This window comes from Psychrobacter sp. CX18, assembly GCF_057396215.1.
Genome location: NZ_JBXYJH010000003.1, coordinates 333,220 through 353,757, shown reverse-complemented (window position 1 = coordinate 353,757; position 20,538 = coordinate 333,220). Strand labels below are relative to the sequence as shown.

Below are 20,538 nucleotides of genomic sequence, written 5' to 3'. Positions count from 1 at the left end.
TAGGAGTAAATAATGAGTGTATTAATTGATAAAGACACCAAAGTATTGGTGCAAGGTTTTACTGGTAAAAATGGTACTTTCCATTCAGAGCAAGCCATTGAATATGGTACAAAAGTTGTGGGTGGTGTCACACCAGGTAAAGGTGGTCAAACTCACCTAGGTCTGCCTGTATTTAACACCATGAGCGAGGCCATGGAAGCGACTAATGCAGATGCTTCTGTCATCTATGTACCTGCGCCATTTGTATTGGATTCCATCATTGAAGCCGTTGATGCGGGTGTTAAGCTTATCGTGGTGATCACCGAAGGTGTACCGACATTAGATATGCTAAAAGCCAAGCGTTATATCGAAGAAGCGGGCGATGTGAAGATGGTCGGTCCAAACTGCCCAGGCGTGATCACACCGGGTCAATGCAAAATCGGTATCATGCCAGGTCATATCCATTTACCTGGTAAAGTCGGTATCATCTCACGCTCTGGTACATTGACTTATGAAGCAGTGGCACAAACCACGAAGCTTGGCTTTGGGCAGTCAACGTGTATCGGTATTGGTGGTGACCCAATCCCAGGTATGAACCAAATTGATTGCTTAAAAATGTTCCAAGACGATCCACAAACCGAAGCTATAGTATTAATCGGTGAGATTGGTGGTACGGCTGAAGAAGAAGCTGCCGCTTTTATCAAAGAGCATGTAACGAAGCCTGTCATCGGCTACATCGCTGGTGTGACAGCGCCTAAAGGTAAACGTATGGGCCATGCCGGTGCAATTATCTCTGGCGGTCAAGGTACTGCTGAAGAGAAATTTAAAGCGTTTGAAGATGCTGGCATCGCTTATACACGTGACCCTTCTAAGATCGGTGAGACCGTTAAAGAAGTTACCGGTTGGTAATTCGGTAGTATCACAGGCTTAGATTTGGTTTTATATGTTTTAAGTGTATAGCACTTAAGTCATAATATTAGATTTCGATGCTTAAGGCGACTGGGGGTTATTTATGAAGCCTCTGGAAATACTGTACAGCAAGCGAATAAATAATACCCAGTCGCTACTGATATTTATGATGCATAATTTTAAATACATTAAGAATTTTTAATGTAGTTAGAGTATTAAGAGACCTGATTACCATAACTATTAAGAGCATCCTACGGGATGCTCTTTTTTATGCTATCGTCAATAAAATCGTCATCAATGTTTGTTACAATAAGGGTTACCTCTTCTATTAAAATACAGAAAAATTGGAAAAGTAGTTAAGCTATGGATAATAATATGAGCAATAACTTGAACGATGACTCGAACAATGACTCGAACAATACAAGATCTAATAACGACAAGGTAACGCATGCCGTAATCCCCGTTGCCGGTTTTGGTACCCGTATGTTACCCCTTTCAAAATCTGTGCCCAAAGAGTTATTACCCTTAGGCAACCGTCCCGCCATACATTATGTCGTAGAGGAGGCGATTGCGGCAGGTATTAAACATATTGTGTTGGTCGGTCATGCGCAAAAAAGCGCTATTGAAAACTACTTCGATATCAATGCTGAATTAGATGCGCAGTTAAGAGCCAAAGGCAAAGATGAACTTGCAGATAGTCTCAATTGGCTACCGAATGATGTATCGGTTTCGATGATACGACAAGGCAAACCGCTAGGTTTAGGGCATGCGGTATTACAAGCTCGTCCGATTGTTGGCGATAGTCCATTTGCGGTCTTGTTACCTGATGTGGTATTAAATCCGTTTACCACCGATATGAGTCAAGATAATTTAGCCTATATGATCGAGCAATACGCCCAGTCATCGCACTCGCAAATCTTAGTCAGTGAAGTGGCCGATAGCGATGTGCAAAAATATGGCATTGCCGATCTAAAAGAGGCAGATCAGTTGGCACAACGCTCAAAGGATAACAATGCCAGCTTTGCCGTCGCTGGATTTGTGGAAAAGCCTCGTTTAGAAGATGCCCCTTCAAATTTAGCCGTGGTGGGTCGATACGTCTTTAACCCAAGTATCTTTGATTACTTAGCAGAGACCCAGCCCTCTGTCGGTGGTGAAATCCAACTGACCGATGCCATTGATGCCCTGATCAGTACCCAAGGGGTGGATGTAGCGACGATGATAGGTGAGAGCTTTGATGCCGGTGATATGACCAGCTACATGCAAGCCTTTATTTATTTTGCTCAGCAGCAGTTATAGTCCGATAAGTGGCTAAGTTTAGCCTTGTGTGACCCTAATAAAATATAACCCTCAGTTGCATCATTAGTGAATGAAAACTATGTCTACCCCTCTACCCAATGATCTGCCGCAGTGGCAGGAATTACAACAGTTAGCCGATCACCACTGGTCATTGACCGATCTGTTTGCCGAAGATGCTGATAGAGCGCAGCGCTTTAGCGTCAGCGCGGAAGGACTGTATTTTGATTACTCCAAACAACTTGTTGATGAGTCCGTCAAATCGGAACTGATGGACTTGGCACGTGCCTGTCACCTTCACGATCGAATATCGGCACTATATAGAGGTGATAAAGTTAATAGCAGTGAGAAACGTGCCGCCTTACATACTGCCCTTCGCTTGCCACCGTCTGCCCAGCTGGACGTTGATGGGCAAGATGTGGTCAAAGAAGTGCATGACAGCTTGGCTAAAGCTGCTGAACTTGTCGAGCGTATTCGCAGTGGCGTCTGGCGTGGCTATAGTGGCAAGGCGATTACTGATGTGGTCAACATTGGTGTGGGGGGGTCTGACTTAGGCCCTGTCATGACCAATAGTGCGCTTGATGAGTGGGCAGACAGCCATATTAACGTACACTTTGTGTCAAATATGGATGGCACTCAGTTGGGTAATTTGCTTGATGTCTTAAACCCTGAGACCACCTTGTTTATTGTGTCCTCCAAGTCTTTTAGTACTGTCGATACCTTGTCTAATGCGCAAACTGCTAGAGCTTGGCTATTGGCAACAGGCGCCAATCAAGCCACTGTATTGCGGCGTCATTTCATCGGGGTGTCTGCCAATCCTGAAAAAGTAAGCGAATGGGGTATCGTCGAGGCACATCAGCTCAAGTTATGGGACTGGGTCGGGGGACGCTTCTCAATGTGGTCAACCATCGGTCTTGCCGTGGCAATCCGTATCGGTATGGCGAGGTTTTATGAAATGCTCGCCGGCGCTCATGCGATGGATGAGCACTTCTTAAATGCCGACTTTGAGCAAAACTTACCCGTATTATTGGGACTGATCGGGGTGTGGAACAGTACCTTTTTGGGTATCAATGCGCATACCGTTCTGCCATATGACGGACGCTTAAAGTACCTACCCAGTTATCTGACTCAATTAGAAATGGAGAGTAACGGGAAATCTGTCACACATTGCGGTGAGCCTATCCCATACTCTACCTGTCCTATATTATGGGGGGAGATTGGCTCAAATGCCCAGCATGCGTTTTATCAGCTACTGCATCAAGGCACTCAAAAAGTATCCTGTGACTTTATTGCCTGTGTCAATTATTACGACAGCACCGATGCCGGTGAATTAAAGCACCAACATGCGCTCTCGTTAGCTAACTGTCTGGCACAAAGTCGGGTACTGGCGTTTGGTAATGACGCACTTGCTGCGTCTGAAGCCTTACAGAAAGCCGTTTCCGAGGTTGACAAATTTAAGCGATATCGCGGCAATCAGCCGTCTACTACCATTTTGCTAGATGAGCTAACCCCCAGAAGCTTTGGTGCCTTGATTGCGTTGTATGAGCACAAGGTGTTTGTGATGGCAAGTATTTGGGATATCAATCCCTTTGACCAATGGGGTGTAGAAATGGGCAAGAAGGTGGCGAATGAAGTCTTTGCCCATATTAAGACGTCAGGTCAGGTAGCTGAATCACAAACCGAGTCTCAGCAAGCCAATGAAAGTAAAGAGGGTAATGCCACTAATACAAACGATGCCACTAATACAAACGATACTCACAATGTCAATGATGCCGTTAATGCTCGACTAAAACCTGAAGATCTGTTTGACGGCTCTACTCAAGCTTTATTGCGACATATTAACCAAGAGATAGTTAAGCATCCCGATATTTGAAAATAATCGACTAAAAAAACAGCTTATTTAATGAATTAATAAATAAAGGATAATCACTTAATGGCTACCCCAGTATCACAACTGTCAAACGCTGAGCCAAATCACTGCATCATCGTCGGCCACTCGATAGATGCTATTACTACAGCAACTGTCATGGTTAGCCTTGGCAATACTGTCAGCTTATATGCTGATCAGGATGAGCTACAGCGCACTCTTAATAATTATACATTTGAGCATCAGCAACAGGCTTTATGGCAGCTGTATCTCAGTCAGCAAACCATCCGCGTACAGCCTATCCCATCACAGGCCAGCGCTTTATTTGCTGATCCTCAGCCTAACTTATATTGGCTATTTTATCGTGACTTACCGGCGCAATGGATGGAGGCGATTGGGACCGAACAACGCTGGGTAAATCAGCTCAACGAAAGCAATGTTGCTGCTCAAATACCCTTAATCTTAAGTGGTATTAGCACGTTGGGCGTGTTTGCCGATATTGCCGAACAGTGCCTACGTCCTTGGGTGTATTATGTACCCTTTGTTTTCTTACAAGATGGTCGCACCTATCCGTCCATGCTGTCTCCGAAACTGTGGTTGATGGGCGAGAAGACCACCGACTCTATCGATAAGGTCGGCATGCTACAGCCGCTCATTGCTCAAGCTGAGCAAAGCTATATTAGTGATATTGCCACTATCGAATTCTCGCGCAGTGCGATTATGAGCATGCTTGCCACCCGCGTCAGCTTTATGAATGAGTGGTCGCGTCTTGCTGATCAACAAGGTGTTGATATCGTTGAAGTGGCGAACATTATGGGTAAAGACGCCCGCATTGGCAAAAGCTACCTAAAAGCAGGCTGGGGCTTTGGTGGGAAGACCTTACCGGCCGAAATTGAAGCTTTACAGCAAACCCTAGACGACAGCCCCGTAGAGCACCGCCTAATGCAAGCCGTTTATAACATCAATGACGATCAAAAAGAGCTTATCTTCCGTAAGTTCTGGCAATATTTTGATGGGTCGATCGACAACAAACAGGTTAGCATTTGGGGTGCCAGTTACAAAGCAGGCTCTGGGCGCACTACGTCGTCAGCGATTCACCCCTTATTGCGTCTATTATGGTCATATAACATCACCACCTATGTGTATGCGTTAGAGGCCGAAAGCGAGTTGGCAGGCTTATATCCTGATCAGCCATTGTTACAGTTTATTGAAGCGCCCATCGAGCAGTTACCAAACAGCGATGCCTTATTTGTCCTGTCTTGGCCGAGCACTCAACGCTTGCCGATTGCTGCAATTAATGACGTGGTCATTCCTGTGTTTGATGCACAAAATGCTTTTGGCAGACAGCATATTCAATCACTCAAAGGGGATTATCAAGGTATTGGACGGCACAAATAGTCTTCATACACATTTGTTATTAGTATTACCTGACTAAAGCTTTGGCGCCAATCTCGCTTTGCTTTACTGTCTTAATACCATACGCTGACAGGATGTTTGGTAGCGTATGGTGTCGCGAAGCAAAACTCACGGAATTAAATTCAAAAATTTAACAATAGTATTAGCTTGTATAATGGCTTTCATTCTAGAAGTCCATTTTCTGCCTAGAGAAGTATTCAACATGCACAATAATGCCTTTTAGGTGTGCACGTTACGCTAAAAATCGTAGAACGTGCACAAATTATCCATTATTTTGTGCACGTTAGTAATAATTAGTGCTAACATGCACAAAATAATCCAAATATTGTGCACGTAATATGAAACTACTGACTGAATTACCAAATTTAGAAACTGTCCCTATTCTTAAGGCGAGTCTTGCCGCTAATAAAGCACTTGCAGAGCTAAAGGGCGTTGCGGTGACTATACCTAACCAGCAAATGTTACTTAGTACCTTATCTTTACAAGAAGCACAGTCAAGCTCGGAAATTGAAAATATTGTAACCACGCATGACGAGATATATCAAAGCAATTATCATTCAAGTTTTTTTACCTCAATGAATGCTAAGGAAGTTCATAACTATGCTGCAGCGATGCGGGTTGGTTACGAACTAGTCAAGGGAACAGGCCTATTAACCTCTAACACCATAATAGAGGTTCAACAAACTTTAGAAGAAAATAACGCAGGGTTTCGTACCCAAGTAGGCACACAACTTAAAAATGCCAATACGGGGGAAGTTATTTACACCCCACCGCAGAATTATGATGAAATAATGGTACTAATGAATGACCTTGAAAGGTTTATTAACGATAATGACTATTCTGAGTTAGATGATTTAGTAAAGATGGCTATTATTCATCATCAATTTGAAAGTATCCATCCATTTTATGATGGTAATGGCCGTACTGGCCGAATTATAAATATTTTATACTTGATCAAACAAGACTTGTTAACCGTGCCTATTTTATATTTATCTAGATATATAAATGATCATAAGCAAGAGTATTACCAACTTCTACAATCCGTTAGAGAGTCAGGATTATGGGAAGACTGGATATTGTTTATATTAAAAGGGGTGCAGATTACTGCTAAACAAACACAGTTACTTATTGCTCACATTAAGGTCTTAATGGCAGACTTTAAGACTAAAATTAAGGCATTTAATGAAAACCTATACAGTCATGAGCTGATAAATAACCTATTTAAGCATCCGTATACCAAGGCAGAGTTTTTAGTGCAGGATTTAAATGTACATAGAAATACGGCGAATAAATATTTAAAACAACTGACTGAAATAGGTCTATTACAAAAGCAAAAAATTGGTAAAGAAAACTATTATATTAATCATCGATTATTTGAGTTATTACAACGCTCATACCATGCAGGTGACAAGGTGGATTAAGCAGATAGCTAAAAGGATGAAAAGATGAAAGGATAAAAAGATGATAAATCTGATGGTAGTGGTAGAGATCATGCCTTGGGAATACGAGTTGAGTAATAATGACTTATTGCAACATCTTAAAGGCACAGTATCTTTAAATAACAATGCGCATAAAAAGCCTAAGACACCACCACACTTGATTGATACTTACTTTGCAGACTCTTATTTTACCGATATTGTGCCGTTAAAAAACGAGTCTTGGCTAGTCGATATGAATAGTTTTTCTGATGATGATCTAAAACTTGTCGTACAGTATCATTTAAAAGACGTTGATATATCTGATATTGAACATACTACGCCTACGCTATGTGGTGGAATTGCGGTATTGGAAGAGGGTAGAGTAGTGATTGAACCTCAGTGTTGCTCTCAATTATCAGCAATCACAGATTGGGTAAGCCTTAGAAATTCTGATAGTGAACAACAGAAGCAACTAGAGGACTGGCAGTTCTTTTGGATAGGACATCCTTGGATTTATTGCAAAATGACACAGGATAGTATCTTGCTTTCTGATTATATCGACATAGAGAGCGATGAAAATCTAGACATAAGGGCAAAGCATACCTTTGCAAAAGAGGTGTTGATTGACCAGATAGACAAGTGTATAGCCGATCAACAACACTTTAAAAATAGAATTCAGGATATTTTATTAGCTTTAGAGATAGGCGAGGCGGATGCTATCGAAATAGCGAATATAATGGCAGGTGTCGAGGATGACTTCTAGTTTTTAAATCAATATATATAAATTTACGACTGAACATGCACAATAATATTAATTAGGTGTGCACGTTATGCTAAAAATCGTATTACGTGCACAAATTTTGCGATATTTTGTGCACGTTACTGCGTCTCTAGTGAATTTATATAGAAAACTCTGCTCTACTATTAAGCGACAACTGCCCCTTGTTCGGCTAACCATTGCTTAATTTCTTCAATTTTCTCATTAAGCAGCGTCTCATCACCGATGGTTTCGATGTTTAGGCGGATGAGGGGCTCGGTGTTAGAAGCACGGATATTAAAGCGCCAGTTTCCAAAATCGAGACTTAAACCGTCTAAGGTGTTAATGTTTGGGTCTTGCGACTGATAATGCGCTTTAATACGATTTAGGATATCATCGCTCTCGACATCGGTGAGTCTAAAGTTAATTTCACCAGAGCTTGGGTAGGCGCTAATGCGTTCATTAACCAGTTGACCCAAGGTCTTACCAGTGGTTGACAATAACTCAATGGTTAGCAGCCAAGGAATCATGCCGCTATCGCAGTAAAAGAAGTCTTTAAAATAATGGTGGGCACTCATCTCGCCGCCATAGATTGCGCCTGATTCACGCATGACTTGCTTAATAAAAGAGTGACCAGATTTGCTGATGATGGCCTTTCCGCCGCCCTCTTTAATAATGGCGATAGTGTTGTAAATGACACGCGGATCGTAGACGATGCTAGCGCCTTGATGCTTTTGTAAAAAGGCTTGAGCCAGCATACCGACCACGTAGCTACCTTCCACAAAGTCACCTTCTGCATCGAATAAGAAACAGCGATCAAAGTCGCCATCGAAGGCAATGCCTAAATCAGCTTGGTTGTCGATAACCGCTTGTTTAGTAGACTCACGGTTTGCCAAAATCATTGGGTTAGGAATGCCGTTGGGGAAGCTGCCATCTGGAGTGTGATGAACTTTGATAATCTCGATAGGGGCGTCCGCTTGTTGTAAGCGCTGTTCTAATAAGTCAACTGTAGGGCCGGCACTACCATTGCCCGAGTTAATGACAATCTTCAAGGGCTTAAGGTTGTCGGTATCAATAAAGCTGATTAAATGATCCACGTAAGCGGTTTTGTCGGGCTTGCTAATGACAGAGCCTTGCTGTGAGGCTGGGTTAAACGTGCCTTGCTGTGCAAGGGCTTGAATGTCGCCCAACCCTGTATCAGCGCTAATAGGTCTTGAGCCATCACGTACCAGTTTTAAACCATTGTAATTAATAGGATTATGGCTGGCCGTTACTTCAATACCGCCTAATGCTTGATAATGACTGGTGGCAAAATACACCTCTTCGGTACCAGTCATGCCCAAGTCAATCACATCGACCCCTGCATCCACGATCCCTCGGATAGTCGCCTGTTTAAGCGCTTCACTAGAGTCTCTGATGTCACAACCAATAACGATGCAATTGTTGACCGATTCGGCAACATTATTTTGAGTGCGCTGGTCGGCTAAAATTTGCGCAAAAGCACGGCCGATACGATAAGCAATATCATCGTCCAAATTGACGCCTAATTCGCCACGGATGTCATAGGCTTTAAAAGAGGTAATTTCTCTTTGTGGAAAGTTATCATGTGCAGGGGTCGATTGTGTTGTCATGTTTGGCCTTAAAACAAAATAGATTGGGACATCAAAATTATATTAAAGTTAATAACTTTTAAAGTTTAGCTTTTTAAAATCAGTTTTTGAGGGTGAAAACGATCATAGAGGCTTAACTATAGCCAAACACGTCTCGTGAGTAAACCTTATCTTTGACGTCTTCTAGTCCATCGTGCCAACGGTTGGCAACAATTAAATCGTTTTGTTGTTTAAACTGTTCAAAGTCTTTGATAACCTCGCACTCTTCAAAAGTTGATAATTTGAGAGCAGGCTCAAAGATGGTGACTTTCAGTCCATGTTGTTTTAGGATGTCAATCACATCAAGCACCGCAGACTCTCGAAAGTTATCGGCGTCTTTTTTCATACTAAGACGGCAAATACCCACGCTTTTGGGGTTTTTATCGATAATTTGACGGGCAATAAAGCGTTTGCGGGTGTTATTGGCATCGACCACAGCGTGAATCAGATTGGCTGGAATACCGGCATAATTGGCTTTAAGTTGTTGGGTATCTTTGGGTAAGCAGTAGCCACCATAGCCAAATGATGGGTTATTATAATGTTGTCCAATACGGGGGTCGAGGCCGACACCGGTGATGATCGACTGGCTATTGAGCTCATGTTTTTCAGCAAAGCTGTCTAGTTCATTAAAGAAGGCAATACGAGTCGCCAAATAGCTGTTGGCGAAAAGCTTGACCGCTTCTGCTTCAGTGGCGGGCATAATGAGTGAAGGCACTTCAGACTCTTGGCTGGCCTGCTCATATAGCGCGACTAAAGCATCGGCTAGGCTGTGCTGAGATGACATTGCACCGACGATAATACGTGACGGATGTAGGTTGTCGTATAAGGCCTGTCCTTCACGCAAAAACTCAGGCATAAATAGGATATTATCATCGAAACGCTCATGCATTGTGTTAGTAAAGCCGATAGGAACAGTCGATTTAATGACGATAGGTACCTGACTATTTTGTTCACGCACGATACTGATACTGGCTTCTACTGAAGTGGTATCAAAGTATCCTGAGGCCACATTGTAGTTGGTAGGGGTGGCAATAATGACCAAGTCGCAATGCTTATAAATACCTTCGGCACTGCCATCAATATTAGCAAACAGATCCAGCGTGGCTTTGAGGTTTAGTGGCTTGTTGGCTAAATAATCACAGATATCGGTGTCCTGCAAAGGGGATTGTTTTTTCTGCAGCTGTGCTATCTTGTGTCGGTCAATGTCAAATAACATCACCTGAGTATTTAAGTGCGGTTGTGCCAGCAATATGGCGTTGGACAGGCCGACATAGCCTGCACCAATGACCACAATTTTGTTGAGAGTTGGACCAGATTGACTGTCTTGATGCTGTGTTGCCATTGGGGCAGCGTTATTATTACTATCCGTCATATTCTTTTTAATCTCTTAATATATTATTCAACATGAAAGGGTGTCGTTAAATAGCGTCACTAAATGATATTGTTAAGCGAAACGGTAAGTGAAAAGCTAAGTGACATGTTGAATAAATAAAATAGGTTTTGTGAATTTATTTTATAGAACGTTTTTATAATAGGTTTTTATGACATTATTTTGACATAGTCAAGTATACCTGTTTTAACCCGTTCAAGTGATAGGTTAAAAATTAAGAGCGCAAAAACCCAAATAACCGTTCTAGATAAAGGTAAAATACGCATAATCTAGATGCAATTTTAAAAATGATACACTGCGGATATGACAGGCTAATAACACGCTGATTTTATTAATGCCTTAATGTTAATAAATCCTCTGAAAGTGTGCATCAAATGGTCACTCAAGAAGTGTAATAGACGATCCCCAATCGACCTACTTTTTTAAGCGTTTAAGCGTTTAAAGACACTCTTTTACGTTAATTCCAATCAACAGAAGTCAACAACAAGCAACAGCAATCAAGAACCATTTATAATAATTTAGATAAACAAAAATAATTAAGAACAAACTCACCAATTAGGAATAAAAATGGCACACACACAAGCACCAAACCCAGTAGCAGGGTCGCCTAAACCCACCAAAAATATAGAGGATCTATTGGCGTTAATGGCAAGATTGCGCGCGGACTGCCCGTGGGATATCAAACAAACCAATCATAGCTTAATTCCTTATGCCATAGAGGAAGCATATGAGCTTGCAGAGGCCATTCAAGAAGGTGATATAGAAGACATTAAAGGTGAGCTGGGCGATGTGTTATTACAAGTTGTTTTTCACTGTCAATTATACGCTGAGCAACAGCAGTTTGATATTGGCGATGTCATCTACAATTTGCAAAGTAAGCTGATTCGCCGTCATCCCCATGTATTCGAAGCCGATAAATTACCCAATGAGGAAGCCGTTAAAAAACGCTGGGATGAGATCAAAGCCCTTGAGAATGCGGAACGGGAGCATCGGGGTAAACCCAAACGTCGCTTAGACAATGTCAAAGCAGGTAGCGCTTTAATGCAGGCTCAAAGCTTACAAAAAGCGGCCAGTAAACTTGGCTTTGACTGGGACGGGGTACACGACGCGATTGCCAAGCTTGAAGAGGAAATAGACGAACTAAAGCAAATCCTACCCAGCGCTGGCCAGAAAGCCACCGATAATGAAAAAGAGGAACTGGCAAAGGAGCTTGGCGACTGTATCTTTGGCTTGGTCAATGTGGCACGTAAGCTAAACCTCGATGCAGAAGCGGCGACGCTAACCTGTGTACATAAGTTTCGTTCACGGTTTTCCTATATCGAACAAGAGTTAGTGAAGCAAGGTCAAACCCCAGAAAGTAGCAGTCTTGCCGAGATGGATGCACTCTGGGAGCAAGCCAAACAGCATGAATAATACGGTGGGTTTTCGGTTATTAACCAAGCTATTAAATGACTTCAAAACCGTTTTAGTTAAGAACAGTTTGCTCCTGTTTAGTGGGCTCGTATGGATGAGCAATATACAGGCGGCACAGACAGCACAAACGTCAGTGCAAGTCCCACAACACTCATCTGATTATTTAAAAGAACAGCCACATGAGCCTCAGTGTTTTGGTGATGCCAAACTGGCGTATGCCTATCTGATCAATCAGCAAAGGCTACAGCAACAATCACAAGAGCTAGCCAAATCACGTATAGTAGTCAATATTAATGATGCGTCTGAAGCGGAGCTAACCACCTTGCATGGTATTGGTAGCAATAAAGCAAAGCAAATTATCTTATACCGGGATGCCTTTGGGCCGTTTCGCAGTATTGATGATTTGGCAAACGTTAAGGGGATAGGCACTATGACCATCGCTAACAATAGAGCACGACTGGCGGTCAAATAGGTGATGTATTAGGTTTCAGCGTTTAAGCAGCTAGGTTAAGCAACTAGGTTAAGCAGTTGGGTTAAAAAGCTAGGTTTAATAGCTTGGCGCAGCTTAGTCCTGACAAACCGCTTGTAATAAGGGATCGTCTGACGGGAGCTTATGCCATTGTGGCGACTCAAGCTTTGTAGCAGTGCGTGTGCTATCTTCAGCGCTATTATCAGGCGTGTTGGTTTGTATAATGGCGATAGCAGGATCGCTGCAGTTAATGAGCTGCGGGATAACTTTGGTGCTGATACGTCTTTCGTATAGGTAGATATTTATGCGCTTAATAGTGTCTGTGGGGGCATATCGTTTCTGACGGATAGTGGGGCCGATAGGTTGACCTGAGTCAACTGCCATAAATCGAATGACTTGCGGCTTGACATAACTCCAAGGACGGAACCAAGAAGTCCCTTCGATGACTTTAATAACTTTGACATCGGCTGGTAGGAGATTCATCTGCTGTTCATGCCAATGGTACTCTTGATGTATTTGAAAACCAAGCATGCCTATACCAGCAAATATTGGAATAAGCCATTTTGGCGCTTGTTTACCAACAAGTTTAGACAAATGGCGAACTATCAGTGCAATGCCTGCCATCCCAAAACCGGCGGTAATGGTCGCAATAAATTCATAAATCATTAAACATATCCAAGTGCGTTGTCATTAAAGGCGGTGTGCTTATTGATGAATGTTAAGACTAAATAAGGGTAATATTAAAGAAGGATAAGCCAGTTATCTGACTTATCCCTTTAAAGTGAGTATGATTTAAAGTCTGTTAATTTCTAGAAGAGCTATAAAATTTAGTACCCAGACTTAGTGATCAATCGCTGTACCCGCACCACGAGGTGAACGCACACTTTCTACAAGCTCTTGAATATGAGCAGGTGGCGCAGCCGTCATAGACGAGACAGCAAATGCCACCGCAAAGTTAATTAAAGCACCAATTGCCCCAAATGACAGTGGCGATACTCCAAATAACCAATACTCAGCCGTATCAGGGAAGTTGGCCGTCCCTGTTACGAAGAACCAGCCTTTGAAAACAAAGATATAAACCAGTGTGGTTATCAAACCTGCCAACATACCTGATATCGCACCAATACTATTGATACGCTTAGAGAAAATACCCATCATCAATGCAGGGAACAGCGATGCCCCGGCAATACCAAAGGCGAGTGCAACCACTTGGGCGGCAAATCCTGGTGGATTAAGGCCCAAATAGGTCGCAATAACAATCGCCACACCCATAGAGATACGGGCTGCTAATAGCTCACCTTTATCAGAAATATCTGGGTTTATATTGCGTTTGATCAGATCATGACTAATGGCCGATGAAATCGCTAACAAAAGTCCAGCAGCCGTTGACAGTGCAGCAGCAAGGCCACCAGCAGCGATTAAGCCAATAACCCAAGGCGGTAGATTAGCAATTTCAGGGTTCGCTAGTACCATAATATCTTTATTAACGTCTAGCTCATTACCTTCCCAGCCAGCGGCGTCAAATTTACCCTCTGCAATTTCACTTTGAGCAGTACGGGCCGCTTCAACAGCGGCGGTAGCGGCTGCTACATCACCGCCATTTTTTTCGGCATCTGCTAAGGCAATTTTTGCGGCGCCTAGTCCACCGTCATTGTACATCTGGATACGGCCGTCACCATTTAGATCTGAATACTGAATGAGACCTGTGTCTTCCCAAGTTTGCATCCAACTTGGACGATCTTCATAGGGTAGGGCAGGTGCATCAGTACCTTGAGGATATACGGTATCGATTAGATTTAAACGCGCCATTGAACCGACAGCGGGTGCGGTAAAATATAGCAGCGCAATAAACACCAGTGCCCATCCAGCAGACCAGCGGGCATCTGAGACTTTTGGCACTGTGAAAAAGCGAATAATCACGTGAGGTAAACCGGCAGTACCGATCATTAACGATAAGGTAAACAGCACCATATTTAATTTGTTCGGCACATCCGCGGTATAAGCGGCGAAGCCTAAGTCTGTCACCACTTGATCAAGCTTAGTTAATAGTGGTAGTCCCGACTCGGTATGAGTGGAGAACATCCCTAGACCAGGTATTGGATTGCCCGTTAGCTCAAGCGAAATAAAGACAGCCGGTACGGTATAGGCGATAATAAGTACCACATATTGAGCGACTTGGGTATAGGTGATACCTTTCATGCCACCGAGTACAGCATAGAAAAAGACCACAACCGCCGCAATAATAAGCCCGGTGGTGTTATCAACTTCCAAAAAGCGTGAGAAGGCCACGCCGGCACCCGTCATCTGTCCGATGACATAAGTGGTGGAGGCGATGATCAAACACACAACGGCTACCAAAGCCGCAGTTTTGGAATAGAAGCGGTCGCCAATAAAGTCGGGTACCGTAAATTTACCAAATTTGCGTAAGTAGGGCGCCAGTAATAAGGCTAATAGCACATAACCACCGGTCCAGCCCATAAGATAGGTCGAAGCGCCATAGCCTCCAGCGGCTAAAAGACCCGCCATGGAAATAAATGACGCAGCACTCATCCAGTCTGCACCAGTTGCCATGCCATTGACTACGGGATGGACACCGCCACCTGCAACGTAAAACTCTTTAGTAGATCCTGCCCGTGCCCAAATTGCAATACCGAAGTAGAGTAAGAAGGAGGCACCAACGAACAGAATATTAATCCAAAATTGACTCATTAGGCTTACTCCTCGTCGACACCGTATTGTTTATCCAGCTTATTCATACGCCAAGCGTAAAAGAAAATGATGATGATAAAGGTCGCAATAGACCCTTGTTGGGCAAACCAAAAGCCCAAGTCAGCACCACCGAATCGAATACCTGCGAGGAGAGGTCTTAATAAAATAGCAAAGCCGTATGGGACAATTGCCCAGACCGCTAAGCACCCTAAGATGAGACGCACGTTGGCTTTCCAATAGCCGGAGGCATCATGAGTATTATTCATGTGACAAGCTCCTTTTGTCATAGAGGGGATGAACCTTATCTAATTAAACGATCGCTTCATGCAATCAATAAAATAAGTTCATTGAATGTATAAATTATATTAAACAAACTGTTTGGATTAAGTTACACAACTATTTCAGTTTACAGATGTATGTTATTTATAGCAATACTAGAGTTTAAAATTTATTGCTTCAAAATAAATAAAAATATTTTTGCGATAAATTTAATAAAATAATTAAGTGAAGTCGTATCATTAATCCGTCACGCCTTAAAGTTAAAGCCCTCAACGTCGAGTATAAGACTTAATTATCGTAGCATTTAATGAGTTCTCATATTTTAAGTTGGCATATTATATTTAATTTGAAAGTTTTTCTTAAGTTTATATAAGCTAATTCTTTATATAGTATAGTAAGGCATAAAAAAATACCCCGCTCAATGAAGAGCAGGGTATTTTAAGAAAAAAATTCAAAAAATTATATAAATTCAATAATTTATAAAAATCTACATATTGGGATAGTTTGGACCACCACCGCCTTCAGGGGTTACCCACGTGATATTTTGAGCAGGGTCTTTAATATCACACGTCTTACAGTGGACACAGTTTTGTGCATTGATAACAAACTTAGCCCCTTCGGCGTCTTTGACAATCTCATAAACGCCAGCAGGGCAATAGCGCTGAGCAGGCTCTGCATATAGAGGTAGGTTTACTTCAACCGGTACAGCAGGATCTGTCAGCTTTAAGTGCGTAGGCTGGTCTTCAGCATGGTTGGTATTAGAGATAAATACGGAGGACAGCTTATCAAAAGTAAGCTTACCATCTGGTTTTGGATACTCTGGTTGATAAGATTGGCTCGCCTTATTAAGATTATCAAAGTCAGGGGTCATGTCACGAATAGTAAGCGGCATCTTACCACCTAACAAGTTATGCTCGATAAAGGTAAATGCCCCGCCCATCAATAGCCCCATACGGTGCATCGCAGGGGAGAAGTTACGGGCAGATTTATTGTCCTCATATAACCATGACTCTTTATAACGCTGAGCGTAGCCGACTACTTCGTCATGCTGACGACCTGCCTGTAGTGCTTCAAATATAGCTTCAGCGGCTAACATACCTGACTTCATTGAGGTGTGAGTGCCTTTGATTTTAGCAGGGTTTAAGAAACCAGCATCATCACCGACCAATACCCCACCTGGGAAAGTAAACTTAGGCAAAGAGTTTAAGCCACCTTTTGTCAATGCGCGTGCGCCATAAGACAAGCGCTTACCACCCTCTAATACTTGTTTAATAACAGGATGTGTTTTGAGACGCTGCATTTCATCGAAAGGTGACATATAAGGATTGCTATAGGATAAGTCGACAACAAGACCAAAACTGACTTGGTTATTTTCGTCATGGTATAACCACCAGCCACCAGTAGAGCCTGTTTCGGTCAATGGCCAACCAAGACCGTGCATCACCACGCCGGGTTCGTGCTTGCTTGGATCCACTTCCCAAAGCTCTTTAAGACCAATGCCGTAATGCTGCGGGTCGCTGTCTTTATCGAGAGCAAAGCGGCTGATTAAGCGTTTCCCTAAATGACCGCGTGAGCCTTCAGCAAATATGGTGTATTTTGCGACAAGCTCATAGCCAGGCTCGAAGCTTGGCTTATGAGAGCCATCAGCGGCCACACCCATGTCTCCAGTCAATATGCCACGTACTGAGCCATCATCATTGTATAAAATATCAGATGCCGCAAAGCCTGGGAACATCATAACCTCAAGCTCTTCTGCTTGCTCAGCCATCCAGCGCACCACATTGCCTAACGAGACAATATAGTTTCCTTCGTTGTGCATTGGGGCAGGGACAAGGGCATTTGGTACATTGGTTGAACGCGTCGCTGAATTTAGATAATAGATTCTATCTTCAGTCGCTGGCACATTTAGCGGTGCGCCTTTTTCTTTCCAGTCAGGAATGAGCTCGTTTAGGGCGCGAGGTTCGATGACAGCACCTGATAGCGTATGAGCACCAAACTCAGAGCCTTTTTCAACCACACAAACCATGAACTCGTCGTTACCAGCTTCAAGAGCAAGTTGACGTAGACGAATGGCAGCGGCTAGACCTGAAGGACCACCCCCAACGATAATGACATCAAACTCCATTGACTCACGTTCTATTTGTTCATCTTGCATTTAAAACTCCTATAGCTGGCTCAATAATACTCCTGCCATGCCGTTGTCATAGCAGTGAATTATGTTAGATTTGATCGCTAGCAAACATTTGCATAAGTCTTGCAATATCTCCAGCGTAATATACCCAACTTTGCGAGGATAAGCGAGTCGCTTACTTAAACAGAGCTGGAACATAGCGTAAACATAGAATAAAAAACTTAATAACTCATGCTAGATAACTTATGCTTGCGGAAATATAAAAAAAGGGTTGCAGTTAGTTACCTATTATAAAATAAAAGTTAGTTAAAGACGACACGATTTGTGACTCAGTCGTGATAAAGTAATAAAATCCATTAATCACATTAATTAATAGTACCCATAAACCATTGAGTTGCACTGCTAAGTTATTGAATTATATCGTTAGTCAGGGGAAAATGAGTCAGTGGTCAATGAGGTAATTTAGCACCCCTATTAATTTCAAGAGCTCGCCTTGGAGCTAAGGATAACATTATAATGTCACATTCAAATAAAAATTCAGTATCGTCACAAGGTCTAGACTCGCTGTCAGAGTATATTAAACAAGAGACTAGCGATCGACGAGGGCGCTCTATCCCACCTCTTGAGAAGTGGCACCCTGAAAATGTTGGAGAGATGGATTTGGTTATTAAAGCCAATGGTGAATGGTGGCATGAAGGCAGTAGGATTAGCCGTCAATCATTGGTTGATTTATTTTCAACCGTGCTATGGTCTGAAAGCTCAGATAGCAAGGGATCAGAACAAGATCGTGAATATTTTCTAAAGACACCGGTAGAAAAGCTGCGTATTCGCGTTGAAGATGTGCCATTTTTGATTACTGATGTTAATCTAATTGAAAAAGATGGTGTACAGACGATTGAATTCACAAGCAGTACGGGTGATGTGGTTAATCTTGATGAGGATCACCCCCTTGAGATGCGAGATTATCAGGGTGAAGTGCGACCTTACATTCCCGTTCGCTTTGGAATGCGAGGTTTATTGGCCCGTAGCGTGTTGATGCACCTCATTAAACTAGGTGAGTTGGTTGAGCAAGATGGTCAAACCCGCTTAACCTTAAAAAGTGGGGGTAAACACTATTCGGTTTCTGTGCCTACTATTGACTAGAACCCGAATACGATAATTAAGACAGACATTAAGATTATAAATACCGTAGCAAATCCGGCTATCAATAAGACAGCAAACCCAAAGCAATTAACACAGTTAGCAACATGGTAACTAATGAGCCCAATGGTTAATAATGAACATGCCTCCTTAAAGAATGTGTCTTCGGCGCCAATTGGGCTGTTTGATTCCGGTGTGGGCGGCCTGTCGGTGTATATGCACTTAAAAGAAGTGCTGCCTTATGAGCGCTACATTTATTATGCAGATACACTCAATGTACCCTATGGCCCGCGCTCAAGTGACGAAATTAGTCAGCTGAGTATGTCAGCGGTAGATTGGCTAGTGGCTGCCGGTTGTAAACTAATAGTGATCGCATGTAATAGTGCGTCAGCGTATGCGCTTAAGTTGGCTCGACAGAAATATCCTCATATACCGATAGTCGGGTTAGTGCCTGCCTTAAAGCCTGCTGTTTTAAACTCAATGAGCAAAAATGTTGCTGTGTTAGCGACTAAAGCCACACTCGATGGAGAGCTTTTAAATACTGTCATTAAAGACTATGCAATACCTGCCAATGTCAATGTCATTAAATGGTTTAACCCTGATTTGGTGCCTTGGGTTGAGGCGGGTATGCCCTTAGATAGTGATACGGCTAGACGCTTAAAGCATCAGTTATATACGTTTGCTGAGCAGCGAGTAGATCATCTGGTGTTAGGCTGTACCCATTATCCTTTTTTTAGAGATTTTGTACTACAGGAAGTTGCGCATCAGCAACTAGGTATAACGGTCGTGGATTCAGGGGCAGCGATAGCAGACCGTGTTAAGGTATTGCTAGATCAACAAGCCGACTCGTTGTTAAGTCACTTATGCTTTACAGAGGACAGCCTCCAGCATGAAAGTCTTAGTCATGAAAGTCTCAAGCTTAACAATGCAGGACTGCATGTGGGTTATACCGTGACAAAAAGTGAAAGGTTGATTACTACCGATACTCTTATTGAGAAAGATAATAACGATGTTATTCCAGCACAACTGTCATTTTTTGTCTCTGATTCCAATGCAGACTTAGATGAGGTATCAACGTTAGTAAAACGGCTTATTTATCCTCAGACATTGACTGATAAACCTGCTGGCGAGCCAAATATTATTAATACAAGTGCCATTATTAATAGTCAAAACATACCATTGTAATATAAAACATACGCATTTTATTTGTACTCTATGATTGGGTAAAGTAGAATTCTAACGATAATTTAAATGTGACATCGCTATAGATTTAAAACCGCTGCCTTTAGAAAGAGCTCATAAAAATAGTTTTGAGAATAGATTTTTAATAAAGGTTAGTAATCAGATATAAATTTTAATTTTAATATTTTCATCGACTGCATAAGTCTAAGGATTCAAAATGAGTAACCCGAAGGACAATAATCTAAATAATGAGCTGAATGAGCTCGAAAATACTATGCATAATGCTGAAAAGCCACATACTCTTGAAGAGCAAATTGCAGATATGAAGCGCCGTGGAATCGACCCAAGTAAAGCTTATAAAAAGTGGGACGATGACAATGAAGAGGACGACTGGGGCGATAAAACTTGGAAAGAAAATGGCAAGTGGGAGCCTAAAACGCCAGCAGATTTGGACGATAAAGCCAAAGATAAATGGGATGGTGATAATGGCAAACCGAACCCGCCTCCTATTGTTTAATAGCCAAACTAAGACGAGCA

At 42.5% G+C, this 20,538-nt stretch carries 17 protein-coding genes; 11 read left to right on the top strand and 6 right to left on the bottom strand.

The genetic code is table 11. The features are described 5' to 3' along the window. Positions 1–12 precede the first annotated feature (12 nt). The 6 genes from sucD (at position 13) to AC2SLT_RS03575 (ending at position 7,645) form a co-directional block, all read left to right on the top strand. Complete coding sequence (gene sucD, locus AC2SLT_RS03600) at positions 13–888, top strand: succinate--CoA ligase subunit alpha (RefSeq protein WP_486546205.1); 876 nt, start codon at positions 13–15, stop codon at positions 886–888. Between the two features lie 375 nt (positions 889–1,263). Beyond that, on the top strand, positions 1,264–2,184 hold the full coding sequence (locus AC2SLT_RS03595; RefSeq protein WP_486546203.1) for a UTP--glucose-1-phosphate uridylyltransferase: 921 nt from the start codon (positions 1,264–1,266) through the stop codon (positions 2,182–2,184). 79 nt (positions 2,185–2,263) lie between these two features. Beyond that, a complete protein-coding gene (pgi, locus tag AC2SLT_RS03590; RefSeq protein ID WP_486546201.1) occupies positions 2,264–4,054 on the top strand; it encodes a glucose-6-phosphate isomerase in 1,791 nt (596 codons plus the stop codon). Between the two features lie 60 nt (positions 4,055–4,114). Next, on the top strand, positions 4,115–5,446 hold the full coding sequence (locus tag AC2SLT_RS03585) for a UDP-glucose/GDP-mannose dehydrogenase family protein (RefSeq protein WP_486546199.1): 1,332 nt from the start codon (positions 4,115–4,117) through the stop codon (positions 5,444–5,446). A gap of 356 nt (positions 5,447–5,802) precedes the next feature. Next, positions 5,803–6,885 carry a Fic family protein gene (locus AC2SLT_RS03580; protein ID WP_486546198.1) on the top strand — a complete coding sequence of 361 codons (1,083 nt, stop codon included), beginning with the start codon at positions 5,803–5,805 and terminating at the stop codon, positions 6,883–6,885. Positions 6,886–6,925: 40 nt separating this feature from the next. Next, complete coding sequence (locus tag AC2SLT_RS03575; RefSeq protein WP_486546196.1) at positions 6,926–7,645, top strand: hypothetical protein; 720 nt, start codon at positions 6,926–6,928, stop codon at positions 7,643–7,645. A 161-nt stretch (positions 7,646–7,806) separates the two neighbouring features. Here the strand turns inward: AC2SLT_RS03575 and AC2SLT_RS03570 are convergent, their stop codons facing one another. Then, the gene (locus AC2SLT_RS03570; RefSeq protein WP_486546194.1) at positions 7,807–9,270 is read right to left on the bottom strand and encodes a phosphohexomutase domain-containing protein; all 1,464 of its coding nucleotides are present in this window, start codon (positions 9,268–9,270) and stop codon (positions 7,807–7,809) included. A 112-nt stretch (positions 9,271–9,382) separates the two neighbouring features. After that, positions 9,383–10,630 carry a nucleotide sugar dehydrogenase gene (locus AC2SLT_RS03565; RefSeq protein ID WP_486546334.1) on the bottom strand — a complete coding sequence of 416 codons (1,248 nt, stop codon included), beginning with the start codon at positions 10,628–10,630 and terminating at the stop codon, positions 9,383–9,385. A gap of 615 nt (positions 10,631–11,245) precedes the next feature. Between AC2SLT_RS03565 and mazG the strand changes: the two genes are divergently transcribed. Both mazG and AC2SLT_RS03555 read left to right on the top strand, forming a co-directional pair. After that, positions 11,246–12,091 carry a nucleoside triphosphate pyrophosphohydrolase gene (mazG, locus tag AC2SLT_RS03560; RefSeq protein WP_486546193.1) on the top strand — a complete coding sequence of 282 codons (846 nt, stop codon included), beginning with the start codon at positions 11,246–11,248 and terminating at the stop codon, positions 12,089–12,091. A 94-nt stretch (positions 12,092–12,185) separates the two neighbouring features. Further along, the gene (locus AC2SLT_RS03555) at positions 12,186–12,563 is read left to right on the top strand and encodes a ComEA family DNA-binding protein (protein ID WP_486546191.1); all 378 of its coding nucleotides are present in this window, start codon (positions 12,186–12,188) and stop codon (positions 12,561–12,563) included. Positions 12,564–12,656: 93 nt separating this feature from the next. Here AC2SLT_RS03555 and AC2SLT_RS03550 read toward each other — a convergent pair whose 3' ends face one another. The 4 genes from AC2SLT_RS03550 to AC2SLT_RS03535 form a co-directional block, all read right to left on the bottom strand. Beyond that, on the bottom strand, positions 12,657–13,226 hold the full coding sequence (locus AC2SLT_RS03550) for a hypothetical protein (protein WP_486546189.1): 570 nt from the start codon (positions 13,224–13,226) through the stop codon (positions 12,657–12,659). A 174-nt stretch (positions 13,227–13,400) separates the two neighbouring features. Further along, a complete protein-coding gene (locus tag AC2SLT_RS03545) occupies positions 13,401–15,269 on the bottom strand; it encodes a sodium:solute symporter family protein (protein WP_486546187.1) in 1,869 nt (622 codons plus the stop codon). A gap of 5 nt (positions 15,270–15,274) precedes the next feature. Further along, on the bottom strand, positions 15,275–15,535 hold the full coding sequence (locus tag AC2SLT_RS03540; protein ID WP_486546185.1) for a DUF4212 domain-containing protein: 261 nt from the start codon (positions 15,533–15,535) through the stop codon (positions 15,275–15,277). Positions 15,536–16,035: 500 nt separating this feature from the next. Further along, entirely contained in the window at positions 16,036–17,703 is a 1,668-nt protein-coding gene (locus tag AC2SLT_RS03535) for an electron transfer flavoprotein-ubiquinone oxidoreductase (RefSeq protein ID WP_486546183.1), read from the bottom strand. Between the two features lie 492 nt (positions 17,704–18,195). On the opposite strand from AC2SLT_RS03535, the gene AC2SLT_RS03530 reads away from it, so the two are divergent. The 3 genes from AC2SLT_RS03530 to AC2SLT_RS03520 all read left to right on the top strand — a co-directional run bounded on the left by AC2SLT_RS03530 (position 18,196) and on the right by AC2SLT_RS03520 (position 20,518). Then, complete coding sequence (locus AC2SLT_RS03530) at positions 18,196–18,822, top strand: DUF1285 domain-containing protein (RefSeq protein WP_486546181.1); 627 nt, start codon at positions 18,196–18,198, stop codon at positions 18,820–18,822. A gap of 114 nt (positions 18,823–18,936) precedes the next feature. After that, positions 18,937–20,004, top strand: a complete 1,068-nt coding sequence (gene murI, locus AC2SLT_RS03525; protein ID WP_486546179.1) for a glutamate racemase — start codon at positions 18,937–18,939, stop codon at positions 20,002–20,004. A gap of 214 nt (positions 20,005–20,218) precedes the next feature. Continuing rightward, the gene (locus AC2SLT_RS03520) at positions 20,219–20,518 is read left to right on the top strand and encodes a hypothetical protein (RefSeq protein ID WP_486546177.1); all 300 of its coding nucleotides are present in this window, start codon (positions 20,219–20,221) and stop codon (positions 20,516–20,518) included. Positions 20,519–20,538 lie beyond the last annotated feature (20 nt).